The organism is Blautia sp. XA-2221 (assembly GCF_028767025.1).
Taxonomy (GTDB): Bacteria; Bacillota; Clostridia; order Lachnospirales; family Lachnospiraceae; genus Blautia_A.
This window is the reverse complement of the sequence record NZ_JAJQXX010000009.1, coordinates 73,518-85,237: the sequence shown is the minus strand read 5'-3', so window position 1 is coordinate 85,237 and position 11,720 is coordinate 73,518. Positions and strand designations below refer to the sequence as shown.

General features: G+C 44.5%; 11 protein-coding genes. All 11 read right to left on the bottom strand.

Going from position 1 to position 11,720, the window contains the following annotated elements:
- Window positions 1–10 precede the first annotated feature (10 nt).
- Window positions 11–1,063, bottom strand: a complete 1,053-nt coding sequence (locus LU279_RS09075; RefSeq protein WP_274422228.1) for an NADase-type glycan-binding domain-containing protein — start codon at window positions 1,061–1,063, stop codon at window positions 11–13.
- A gap of 410 nt (window positions 1,064–1,473) precedes the next feature.
- Complete coding sequence (locus LU279_RS09070) at window positions 1,474–1,920, bottom strand: hypothetical protein (RefSeq protein WP_274422227.1); 447 nt, start codon at window positions 1,918–1,920, stop codon at window positions 1,474–1,476.
- A gap of 106 nt (window positions 1,921–2,026) precedes the next feature.
- Window positions 2,027–2,620 (bottom strand): sigma-70 family RNA polymerase sigma factor, encoded by a 594-nt coding sequence (locus LU279_RS09065; RefSeq protein ID WP_274422226.1) that lies wholly within the window; start codon window positions 2,618–2,620, stop codon window positions 2,027–2,029.
- Window positions 2,621–2,640: 20 nt separating this feature from the next.
- Window positions 2,641–3,378 (bottom strand): 23S rRNA (guanosine(2251)-2'-O)-methyltransferase RlmB, encoded by a 738-nt coding sequence (rlmB, locus tag LU279_RS09060; RefSeq protein ID WP_274422225.1) that lies wholly within the window; start codon window positions 3,376–3,378, stop codon window positions 2,641–2,643.
- Window positions 3,375–3,800 (bottom strand): Mini-ribonuclease 3, encoded by a 426-nt coding sequence (locus LU279_RS09055; RefSeq protein ID WP_274422224.1) that lies wholly within the window; start codon window positions 3,798–3,800, stop codon window positions 3,375–3,377. The genes rlmB and LU279_RS09055 overlap by 4 nt, the downstream gene beginning before the upstream one ends.
- A complete protein-coding gene (gene cysS, locus LU279_RS09050) occupies window positions 3,785–5,191 on the bottom strand; it encodes a cysteine--tRNA ligase (RefSeq protein WP_274422223.1) in 1,407 nt (468 codons plus the stop codon). The genes LU279_RS09055 and cysS overlap by 16 nt, the downstream gene beginning before the upstream one ends.
- 59 nt (window positions 5,192–5,250) lie before the next feature.
- The gene (gene ispF / locus LU279_RS09045; protein WP_274422222.1) at window positions 5,251–5,724 is read right to left on the bottom strand and encodes a 2-C-methyl-D-erythritol 2,4-cyclodiphosphate synthase; all 474 of its coding nucleotides are present in this window, start codon (window positions 5,722–5,724) and stop codon (window positions 5,251–5,253) included.
- Between the two features lie 2 nt (window positions 5,725–5,726).
- Complete coding sequence (locus LU279_RS09040) at window positions 5,727–6,998, bottom strand: sn-glycerol-1-phosphate dehydrogenase (RefSeq protein WP_274422221.1); 1,272 nt, start codon at window positions 6,996–6,998, stop codon at window positions 5,727–5,729.
- A 164-nt stretch (window positions 6,999–7,162) separates the two neighbouring features.
- The gene (locus LU279_RS09035; RefSeq protein ID WP_022068483.1) at window positions 7,163–7,540 is read right to left on the bottom strand and encodes a RidA family protein; all 378 of its coding nucleotides are present in this window, start codon (window positions 7,538–7,540) and stop codon (window positions 7,163–7,165) included.
- An 83-nt stretch (window positions 7,541–7,623) separates the two neighbouring features.
- Window positions 7,624–9,009, bottom strand: coding sequence for a serine hydrolase (locus LU279_RS09030; protein ID WP_274422220.1), 1,386 nt, complete (start codon window positions 9,007–9,009; stop codon window positions 7,624–7,626).
- Window positions 9,010–9,349: 340 nt separating this feature from the next.
- Window positions 9,350–11,713 (bottom strand): ATP-dependent DNA helicase, encoded by a 2,364-nt coding sequence (locus tag LU279_RS09025; RefSeq protein ID WP_274422219.1) that lies wholly within the window; start codon window positions 11,711–11,713, stop codon window positions 9,350–9,352.
- Window positions 11,714–11,720: the final 7 nt, after the last annotated feature.

Genomic DNA, 11,720 nt, shown 5'->3' with positions numbered 1-11,720 from the left:
TCACTTCTGTTTATTCTGCATAAACAGTAATTTCTGAGATACAGGTATCCTCCCAGCTTGTTCCGGGATACACATCCTTGATCTCCAGCCTCATACTGTCTGCATTTACAGAGGGCGACACCTCCACCCATTCTACCTTCCGTTCTCCTGTAAAGGTAACCTGTCCAGAATAATCTCCAAAAACAAGGTTCACTGTTTTCGGTTTTGCATTTCCATAATAGTATTTGTCGTTTTTCCAGTTGCCCAGTTTAAAAGCAATGTATTTTACCTTATGATGACCATCAAAGCTGAAGCTTACCGATTCATTGATTCCATAGCCTGCCACACCCTCCTGCCAGCTTGTATCATCTCTTTTGTCAAAAAGTAGCATAGCATTGTTGTTTGTTTTTGTCTGAGATATCGTGGAGGTGGCATTTGCAGAAATAACCGGAATCTCTTCTAATAAGGAAACATCCGGCACGCCCCCATAAAGCACTGCCGAGGCCGGAACCTCCTCTGATACATTCGCCGGCGCCGGTTCCGGATGATTTTTTTCTGCCTGCTGTACGGGATCCTGCATTTTTTTATGGGTATTTGCAGCTTCCTCTGTTTTTATCCCCATGTTTTCCGTTTCCGGAATCTCCTCTGTTTCTTCTGTTACTTCTTCATTCTGTTCTGTTGTTTCTACGGAATCACTTTTCCGCTCCTCTATTTCCTCTGAGCCTTCTGAAGCATCAAAATCTTCTTTCATGGCTGATTTAACGGGATTTACTACCACATCATCATTGGAAGCACTGTCGGGTTTTAACAGATACCAGACCAGACCGCCTGTTACAAGTATGATTGCGATTGTTGCCACAATGCTGACGATCCATGTGGTCTTATTTCCGCCTTTACTTCCCGGGGATGGCTGATTATCCGGAACAGACGGTGTTTCCCACTGAAAAATATCCTGTTCTTCTGCTTGATTATTGTGATTTTCTCCATTCCCTTTTGGGATGTTTTCTGCCTCTACAGGCGAGCCGCAATTTGGGCAGAATCTGGCATTATCATCAAGTTTCGTTCCACATTTTTCACAATACACGTTTCTCTTTCCTCGCCTTCCTGTACCAAATATTTCATTTTTCATATTTAACATGGGAAAACATTTTTGGGCACTGTTTCTCTGTTATATTTTTACAATATCCAATTTATTTCTACAATATGTGGCATTTACTGTGGACAATCTTTTTTTATGTTTTCATTTTTTGTATGCTGTCAGAAGCTCCTTTACTGCACAAATTCAGGATAAAAATACAAAAACGGGGCGACTTTCCAAAGAACGCCGTCCCAACTATTGACATGGAGCAAAAAAACAGGGGACTTCCCCTGCTTCAATACGTTTCCCCCGATATTTAAGAATCCCGCCCCAAAACCTGACACAGAGCAAAAAAACACCGGTTCAAATGCAGGCGCTCATGGTCCTCATATGAATCGGTGTTTCCCGTATGCTTTTTATTCTGTTTTTTCTTCTGCAGCATTTTCATCAGAAGCTTCTTCGCTCAGCTCTTCTTCTGCAGTGGTTTCCTCTGTTTTATCTTCTGTTTCGTCTGCGGCTGTTTCCTGAGAAGTTTTCTCTTCGGTTTCATCTGCATACGTCTCAGCTGTTTCCGCAGTAGCTTCTTCTGTTTTTTCTGCCGGCTCTTCACTGGTTTCAGCAGCATGTTCTACCGCTTCCTCAGCTTCCTCCCATGCAGCAAAAGCCTCGTGGATCTCTTCCTCTGCCTCCTCCGGTTCCTCTTCTGTGTCTTCAGGGAATTCAAATTCCTCGAAATCATCATCAAAATCATCGAACTCACTGACTCTTTTTTTCTTCAGTACCATTGCCGCAACTGCTCCGGCTGCCGCTGCCGCAACTGCTCCTACTGCTACAAATCCCCAATATTTGTTTCTTTTTGCCATAATATACCGCTCCTTTCATTTCTGACCTTCTGGTCATTATGATATATTCCTAAAAAATAAGCTTATTTTATTGTACTACTTTTTATCTGTAAAAGAAAGGTTAATATTATATTTGAAATTTCTCAATGCAGGTTCTGATCTTTGCCCGTATTCTCTGCAGAGCATTATCAATGGATTTCGGCGTTTTTCCCATGATCTCTGCAATCTGCACATAACCATAACCCCGGAGATAATAGTCCAGCACTTTATTTTCCATTGGGCTTAATGTTTTGCTGATCTCTTTTTCAAGAATCCCAGTATTCTCCCTGTCGATCACCAGCGCTTCCGGATTTTCTGACCAGAGCCCTTCCAGACTTCCGCTTTCCTCCTCTTCACTGAGAGACACATAGGAATTCAGGGGAATATGTTTCTGCCTGGTAGAATTTTTTACTGCGCTGTAAAGCTGTCTGTCTATGCACAGCCCTGCAAAGGTACGAAAAGACGCTTCTCTGTCCGGCCGGTAATCCTGAACAGCCTTAAAAAGTCCAATCATTCCTTCCTGTATCAGATCATCTGTTTCTCCTCCGATCAGGTACATGGCTCTTGCTCTTTTTTTGACAATCCCCTTATATTTTTCCATCAGATAATCCGAGATTTCGCTTTCTCCATTTCGGAGCCTTTCAATCAGTTCCTCATCACTGCACTGCCCGTAGCGGATCATACTGCCTCCGTTTTCCGTATTTATTCTGCTTTCAGTCTCTGACGCACGATCTCATAGGCAAGCACGCCTGCTGCCACAGAGGCATTCAGGGAATCTATATCTCCCTTCATTGGAATAGAAGCTGTAAAATCACAGGCCTCTCTCACAAGACGGCTGACTCCCTCTCCCTCATTTCCAACGATCATTCCTATCGGTCCGGTAAGGTTCAGTCTGTACATGGACTCTCCCCCCATATCCGCACACACAAACCAGATTCCCTTTTCCTTCAGTTCCTCTATGGTGCGCACAAGATTTGTCACCTTTGCTACAGGAGTGTAGTGAAGGGCTCCCGCTGAGGTTTTTGCAACTGTGGAAGTCAGTCCCACAGAGCGTCTCTTCGGAATGATCACGCCGTGGGCTCCGGCCAGATTGGCAGTACGGATGATCGCACCCAGATTATGGGGATCCTCTACATTATCAAGAAGAACCAGAAACGGAGGTTCTCCTTTTTCCTCTGCTCTTGCCAGAATTTCTTCAACCGTAGAATATTCATAGGCTGCCACCTGAGCAATAACTCCCTGGTGCGCTCTTGTTTCACTGAGCTGATCCAGCCGTTCTTTTGAAACATAATTGATAATGGTATCTTTTTTGCGCGCTTCTCTGGCTATGGTACGGACCGGTCCGTCCTGACAGCCGTCCAGAATAAACAGTTTATCCACGCATCTCCCGGAACGAAAAGCTTCCAGAACCGCGTTGCGGCCTTCTATCTGCTCGCTCATAAAATTTCCTCCCCGATTCCCATACGGATCAGTGTGATTATCCGTGTGTATTCTTCCTTCAGATACAGATATCCCATCAGAGCCTCAAAGCCTGTGGCTCTGCGGTAATCTGCCATAGTTGCATGTTTTGCCATAGTAGGAGAATGAGCGTTGCGGCCTCTCCTGTAAACACTTAATTCTTCCGGAGTCAGTTCCTTTTCAATAATCTCCATAATCCCTGACTGGGCTGCCGCCTTTACAAGACTGCTTGCCTTTTTGTGAAGACGGTTTACCGGACAGTTTCCTTTTTTTACAAGAATCGTCCGAATGATCAGCTCATAAACGCCGTCTCCTATATAAGCCAGTGTCAGAGGGGAATAACTTCGGATATCCTGTTTCTCCAGATGAAACAGTTCGTTCAGCTTACTTAAATTCGTTTCCATTTTACTCCCTCACGGGTATCCTTAAGCTCGATTCCCATTTCAAGAAGCTGATCCCTGATCTCGTCAGCTCTGGCAAAGTCTTTTGCCTTTCTTGCATCCTGACGTTCCTGGATCAGAACCTCGATATCAGAATCAAGAGCTTCCTCTTTTTTAAGAACAATAAGACCAAGAACATCGCAGAGCTTTACAAGCATATCCAGAAGACTTCCTGCAAACTCTCCGCTGCTCTTTTCATCCACATTTGTATTTGAAAATTTTACAAGCTCGAAAACTGCCGCCAGAGCGTCTGCTGTATTAAAGTCATCATCCATGGCTGCTTCAAATTTCTGACGGTAAGTATCCGCCTCTTCCAGAAGCTTCTTCTCTGCCTGGCTGACCGCTTCTGTATTGGAAGCTTTGCGGTCATTCAGACGGGCTGCTCCCTCCAGGATACGCTCCAGAGAATTTTTTGCAGACTCCATCAGCTCTGCACTGAAGTTCAGTGGACTTCTGTAATGAGCGTTCAGCATAAAGAATCTCAGAACCTGCAGATCATACTGCTGGCTGATCTCTCTTACTGTGCGAAAATTTCCGAGGGATTTTGACATTTTGCGATTGTCAATGTTCAGGAAACCATTGTGCATCCAGTATTTTGCAAAGGTTTTGCCATTGCAGCATTCGCTCTGAGCAATCTCATTTTCATGGTGAGGGAAAATAAGATCCTCGCCGCCTGCGTGAATGTCAATTTCTTCTCCCAGATATTTTTTTGACATAACAGAGCACTCAATATGCCAGCCGGGACGTCCGTCGCACCAGGGGGAAGTCCAGTAAGGCTCTCCTTCTTTTTTCGGTTTCCAGAGAACAAAATCCATGGGATCTTCCCTCTGATCCTCTCCGGAAACCTGAAGAGCGCGGAAACCGGACTGCAGGTCATCCAGATTTTTATGAGAAAGCTTACCATATTCCTTAAAGTTTTTTACACGGAAATAAACGGTTCCGTCCGCAACCGGATATGCATAGCCTTTGTCAATAAGAGTCTGGATCATTTCGATCATGCCGTCGATCTCCTGAGTTGCCTGCGGATGTGTGGTTGCAGGTTTTACATTCATTCCTGCCATATCCTTTTTGCACTCTTCAATATATCTGCCTGAAATCTCCTCAGGGCTTACGCCTTCTTCAATGGCTTTTTTGATGATCTTGTCATCCACATCTGTAAAGTTGGACACAAAATTCACCTCATAGCCCCTGTATTCCATATAGCGGCGCACAGTATCAAAAATGATCATTGGGCGCGCATTTCCAATATGGATCAGATTATAAACAGTAGGTCCGCAGACATACATTCTTACCTTTCCCTCTTCCAGAGGCACGAATTCTTCTTTTTTTCGTGTCATGGTATTAAAAAGCTTCATAATTCCTTTCCTCCGATTTCTGTTTTTCGGTAATGACAATTTCTCCTGATTCCAAGACTTTAAACTTCTTCCAGAAGACAGATCGCCTGAGAGGCAATTCCTTCTCCTCGTCCGGTAAAGCCCAGCCCTTCTTCAGTTGTTGCCTTGATATTAATTCTGTTTTCTTCCACGCCCATTGCCTGAGCCAGATTTTTGCGCATCTGAGGAATATGAGGCGCCATCTTCGGTTTCTGGGCAATGATCACAGCATCTACATTTCCCACAGAAAAATGATTTTGTCTCAGAAGCTCCATCACATGTGTCAGAAGCTTTACGCTGGATATTCCCTTGTAGGCAGGGTCTGTATCCGGAAAATGTTTTCCGATGTCCCCCAGAGCCGCTGCTCCCAGAAGAGCATCCATAACAGCATGGATCAGAACGTCTGCATCCGAATGTCCCAGAAGCCCTTTTTCCCACGGGATGTTCACGCCTCCAAGGATCAGATCACGGTTCTCTGTCAGTTTATGTACATCATATCCCATTCCAACTCTCATGGTCATTCTCCTTTCACATCCAGAAGCCGGCTGATTCTCAAAAAGCTCAGGCTTCTTTTCACATAGGGCGCCAGTTTCAGGCTGACAGACACGATCTCATCTGTCAGTCCGATCTCATAAACACTTTTTTTACAGCCTGCCAGTTCCATCAGATGAAGCAGCTCTTCCTCTTCCGGAAGTTCCTCTATCATCTCTGCGATCACATCCAGACTGTCTGCCAGCCTGGAAGGATTTATCTCACAGAGCAACTCCGGGTCATTTTCTTTCTGTATTGCTTCCAGAATACCTCTGGAACCGAAATATTTCTCCAGGAGAGCAGCATCTTCCTCACAGTTTCTCAGCTGACAGCGCCCTTCTCTTATTGCCCGCGCAAGCCTTTTGTATTCTCTCAGTACAAGGAGAGTCCCAACAGAAACTTTTTCGCCGTGAAGGGCATCCAGAGGTCCGTTTACCACTTCCATCTCCCAGAGATGAGAAAGATGATGTTCCGCGCAGGAAGCCGGTCTGGAATTCCCCGCCATCTGCATGGCAAGGCCGGAAAGGATCAGCGCATACATCAGCTTTTCACAATCCTCCGGCTCACCTGAGGCAATCCCTTTCACACAGCTGCAAACAGTTTTCAGGGCTTTTTCTTCCATTTCTATAATTTCATTGCAGATATATTCACCTGTCAGAAGGCTGGCGATCTTCCAGTCTGTAAGACAGATATATCTTCCCAGAAGATCTGAAACACCTGAGGCAGTCAGCCTTTTGGGAGCATGAGCAAAAATATCAGTATCCGCAAATACAGCTAAAGGAGCTACTGCCGGTACTGTTTTTTTCAGACCTTTCCAGGTCATTGCCGCAACATTTGATACGAATCCGTCCACGCTGGCCGCAGTGGGAACGGAAATAAAGGGAATTTTGTACTGATAAGCCAGATATCGACTGATGTCATGAATGGTTCCGCTTCCTACTGCCAGGATCAGGTCAATATCTTCTTCCATATAATTCTCCACGATCTCCACAGCATGTTCGTCTGCATGAAGTCCCTCTGCGTCCAGTGTCAGGACCTGGCAGCGGTCATAAATATCTTCCATACATTCTTCTGTGGCTTTCAGCGTATTGGTATCGCAGATGAGAAGCGGAGAAATATATTCCTTCAGGAATCCATCTGACATGGCTTCTTCAAGCTTCTTAACAGCACCCTCTTCTATCATGATTTCCTTTACTTCTGTATGATGTTCTCTCCCGCACCTGCAAGGTCGGCCAAAGTCATCCGTATCGACTCGCATTTATTTCTTTCCTCCTGATTTCAGATATACTATTACAGTCTGATATTATACATGATTTCCACACAAAAAGAAACCCCCAGATTCCCTCCGGGGATTTCCCTTATATTACGCTGTTACTGTTCGTTGAAATGCATTTTGAGCTTCTGCTTATTTCCTGTCAGATCTTATTTCTCAACAGCTGCGATCATTTCCACTTCGCAGAGAACATTCTTCGGAAGCGTTTTTACAGCCACACAGGAACGTGCAGGTTTGTTTACGAAATATTTTGCATAAATTTCATTAAATGCTGCAAAATCACCCATATCAGCAAGGAAACAGGTTGTTTTTACAGCGTTTGCAAGGTCTGTTCCGGCTTCCTTTGCCACAGCCTCCAGATTTTTCATTACCTGCTCTGCCTGAGCTTCAATAGTATCTCCTGCGATTTCTCCTGTAGCCGGATCTACCGGGATCTGTCCGGAAGTGAATAATACTCCGTTTAAAATAATTGCCTGAGAATATGGTCCAATTGCTGCCGGAGCTTTATCTGTATATACTACGTTCATGTTCAGATCTCCTTTCTTTTTCTGTTCTGTTTTTATTTTATATCAAAAAATTATAAGGGTCAAGCAAAAAAATTATGTTTCTTTCAGGAGAGATTCAGATAATTATAGACCACTCCCGAAATACTCCTGATATTGTCAATGGCTTCGCTTCCACTTTTAAAATCCTCAGACATTACACAGAGAATATAGGTTGTTTTTGGACCATACACGATCGCCATATCGTGCTGATCGGAATCTGTTTCACCAGTTTTGTTGGCGATTGGAATGTCTGCACTGATCCCAGAGGGAATCTTGGCAGTATTTTTCTGATTCATCAAAAGGTCGAGCATTTCTGCAGAGGCCTCCTCACTGACACATTCCCCCCGGAAAATCCTTTCCAGAAGAATTCCGCAGTCTTTTACAGTTGTTGTATTATGGCCTCCCAGATTCAGTTTCGGGGAAGAAGACGGATGCAGGGTACTCTGATAGGAAGTATTCTCATATCCCTCTTTTTTCAGATATTCGTTTACCTTTTTTGCACCGTCAAGAAAATCATGTTTTTCTGACTGCAACCTGCCAAGCTCATTGCAGGACTCATTATCGCTGACAGTGATCATGTTCCAGAGAAGATCGTCCACCTTTTTTTCCGCTGCCGCACGATCTGACTTCATAAGCGCTTCCTCATGTGTCAGTACGTCTTCCATATTTTCATAGGTTTCTGCCATCACAAAGGCTTTGATCAAACTGGCAGAGTACAAAGGTGTTTCGTTCAGAAGAATTTCTTCCCCTGTATTCAGATTTTTTACATAAACGCTCCAGACTCCGTCATATTCAGAGAGCATGGATTCAAGCCGCGGCTTTAGAGTATCCATTCCAAGGTTCTCAATATCGGAAACCCTTCCGGTATCATCTACAGGAAATCCCTCCGGAGTAGTCCCTTCTGCCTGAACCAGAACGCCGTTCTCTCCTCCGAAATAATAAGTTCCTGAAAATTTCTGACCGTTGGAGGTCATTTCCACCTCATGATATCCAGGAGTCGTGATCATCCTACCGTTTTCATCAAAAAAGTAATATCCTTCATAGGAAATCTTATCAACTGTAAGACCGGTCATATATCTGATCTGAGGCGCCGCAGTAAGCTTTCCCAGATTAGCTGCCATATACAGACCGTCAAACTCTGCCTCTGCCCCCTCATTGCCCGGATCCATACAGGTCAGTCCGCTAAGCTGAACAATACGGGGATTTCCGGCTTCAAAATGGCCTGACTCATCATGATAATAAAAACCATCCAGAACGGTTCCGTCAATTTCCATATGATCAAAATAATGAACCGCCGGTTCTGTATGTCTGGTTCCATCTTCCTTCAGACAGTAAAATCCCTCACTTTTTAAAAGATAGGTTCCCGCCCCGTCTCCAACAGGCTTTACCTGTGCCTCACCCACTGAGGACAAAATGCTTTCTGATTCCTGTTCTGCTTCATATACGGGCATTGTCAGCCCCACGGACAGACAGAGAATGCCGGCAGTCACTGCACGCCGAAAAAATATTCCAGGCATAAATCTTTTATGGTCCGATCTCTTTTAAAGATCAGACGTTCCTTTCTCCCAGAATTTACCGGGGTATTCCATACTTATCCTAATCAGCAGTATTTTACTGACTGTTCACATCTTATATTCCGCCGGATGTTTTGACACATTTTGCCACTACACCGATACATACCGGAAAACACCGTCATCAAAGGTACTTTGGAGGTTACTTTGACAAAAGTTTCCCGGACAGTGTGAACAGTAACATCTTTTACCGCTGCATTTTTTACAGTATACCTGAATTTCATTGGATGTCAAGCACATTGCGTTTCCAGAAATCTTTCAGAATATACTCCACATTTCCCATTCTGCAAATATGTACATCATTCCATTCTTCCGGAAAAAGGCTGCGGTACCCGGCGCTTCTAAATCTTTCGTCCATCAGAAGAATGCAGCCCACATCCTCTTTTGTGCGTATCACTCTCCCGGCTGCCTGCAGAACCTTATTCATTCCGGGAAACCGGTATGCATAATCAAATCCGTTTTCTCCAAGCCTGTCATAATGCTTTTTTAAAACTTCCCTTTCTATATTTACCTGAGGAAGTCCTGTACCTACAATGGCAGTCCCGATCAGACGATTTCCCATAAGGTCGATCCCCTCTGAAAAAATCCCGCCCATAATACAAAAGCCCAAAAGCGTGGTTTCTCCCTGTTCTTTAAATCTTTCCAGAAACTCTTCCCTGTCTCTCTCATTCATAGACGGAGTCTGGCACACGCATGTTACCCAATCTGCTGCAAATTCCTGATCGTACACCTGCTTTACATCTTCAAGAAGCTTATATGATGGAAAAAACACCATATAATTGCCTTTTTTCTGCCAGGCCATCCGGGCAATATATTCTGCGATCCTGCGGTATTCCTCATAGCCTCTCCTGGTATACCGGCTGCTTACATCTACACAAGTAAGAATACACCGTTTCTCCGGATCAAAGGGAGAGCGCACATAAATGCCATAGTCATCTTCTCTTGTGCTGAGGATTTTTCTGTAATACTGCATTGGAAGCAAGGTAGCCGAAAAAAACACCGCACTTTTCCCTTTATTCAGACATTCCTGAAGGTTAGATGCCGGATTTACACAGAAAAGCCGTATCCTGAATTTCCCATCTTCTCCCTCTGAGGTATAAATTTCATAATTCTCATCTACAAGCTCTGAGATATTCAGAAAATCACGGACCTCAAAATAAAAGTCAAGGATTCTGTCCACAACCTCCTGGGAAGGCGGCTCCTCCAGCAGCCTGTCCATTTCTCCCTGGGCCTGAAGCAGAGTCATAGGCAGAGTGCCTGTACTTTCCAGAATTCTTTCCGGCTCTCCCTCCTTTTTAATTTCAAGGAACTGTCTGGCTGCCCGTCCCAAAGTCCGGTAAAGACGTGCGCTGTAAGGTTTTATATATTTCCTGATTTCCATAATATCTTCTCTGGCAAGAGAGGCGCTGTACATTTCCCTGCCCCGTTCCGCCAGATTGTGCGCTTCATCAATCAGAAAAATATAATCTCCGGATGCCCCGTCTCCAAAAAAGCGCTTCAGTTTCACATTGGGATCAAACACATAATTATAATCGCAGATGATCCCATCCACCCAGGAGCTGAGATCCAGACACATTTCAAAAGGACACACCTTCCATTTTTCTGCCTGTTCCAAAATCTTTTCGCGGCTGAAGGACTGCTCCCCCGTCCACAGCTCATAAACTGCATCATTTACTCTGTCAAAATGTCCTTTTGCATAGGGACATTTCTCAGGTGTACATTCCGTTTTTTCACAAAAGCACAGCTTTTCCTTTGCAGTGATGGTTACTGTCTGAAAAAGAAGTCCCTTTTTCCTGAGAATCTCAAACGCATCCTGAGCAACAGTTCTGGTAATGGTCTTTGCCGTCAGATAAAAAAGCAGATCTCCTTTTCCTTCTCCTATTGCCCGCACAGAAGGAAATACAGAGGACATGGTTTTTCCCACTCCTGTAGGCGCCTGTACAAAAATCTGCCTTTTGCTGGAAACAGCATGATAAACTCCGGCAACCATTTCTCTCTGTCCCTTGCGGTAGGGAAAGGGAAATTCCAGATTTTCCATAGATGCATTTCTTTTTTCCTGCCAGCTTAGCCTGAAAGACACCCATTTGTGATATTCTGCCGTCAGTTTCTGGTACCAGGTTTCCAGCTCCTTCCTAGAAAAAGATTCCCGAAACCGACGGATTTCTTCTGTATCCAGATGAGCATATGTCATCTGAACATCTATTTTTTCCAGATCATTCTGCAGCATATAAATCCAGGCATAACACATGGCCTGAGCTCTGTGGATCTCCACAGGACTTTCCAGATGTTCCAGTTTTTTATAAACGCCTTTGATCTCATCAATACACACACTTTCCTCTTCTGTAAAAATCCCGTCCGCTCTTCCCTCTACCCGAAGGATCAGATCATCATATTCCGTGTCCTGTTTCAGAGAAACCTCAGGCCGGTAGCTGCCTCCCATCTGCTTTTGGATTTTGCGATGGATACGGCTTCCCTTCAGCATTGCCTCCTTATCCTGCACACCGCTTCCGCTGTCCAGATCTCCGCTTCTCAAAATAAATTCTACAAGATTACGGACAGAAATACGGACTATTTTCTTTTCCATAGTTTTT

Bases quoted from the DNA above. Each gene is read 5' to 3' on its own strand.
- LU279_RS09070 (WP_274422227.1), bottom strand. From the start codon at position 1,920: ATGGCAAAAAGAAACAAATATTGGGGATTTGTAGCAGTAGGAGCAGTT.
- LU279_RS09065 (WP_274422226.1), bottom strand. From the start codon at position 2,620: ATGATCCGCTACGGGCAGTGCAGTGATGAGGAACTGATTGAAAGGCTC.
- rlmB (WP_274422225.1), bottom strand. From the start codon at position 3,378: ATGAGCGAGCAGATAGAAGGCCGCAACGCGGTTCTGGAAGCTTTTCGT.
- LU279_RS09055 (WP_274422224.1), bottom strand. From the start codon at position 3,800: ATGGAAACGAATTTAAGTAAGCTGAACGAACTGTTTCATCTGGAGAAA.
- cysS (WP_274422223.1), bottom strand. From the start codon at position 5,191: ATGAAGCTTTTTAATACCATGACACGAAAAAAAGAAGAATTCGTGCCT.
- ispF (WP_274422222.1), bottom strand. From the start codon at position 5,724: ATGAGAGTTGGAATGGGATATGATGTACATAAACTGACAGAGAACCGT.
- LU279_RS09040 (WP_274422221.1), bottom strand. From the start codon at position 6,998: ATGCGAGTCGATACGGATGACTTTGGCCGACCTTGCAGGTGCGGGAGA.
- LU279_RS09035 (WP_022068483.1), bottom strand. From the start codon at position 7,540: ATGAACGTAGTATATACAGATAAAGCTCCGGCAGCAATTGGACCATAT.
- LU279_RS09030 (WP_274422220.1), bottom strand. From the start codon at position 9,009: ATGCCCGTATATGAAGCAGAACAGGAATCAGAAAGCATTTTGTCCTCA.
- LU279_RS09025 (WP_274422219.1), bottom strand. From the start codon at position 11,713: ATGGAAAAGAAAATAGTCCGTATTTCTGTCCGTAATCTTGTAGAATTT.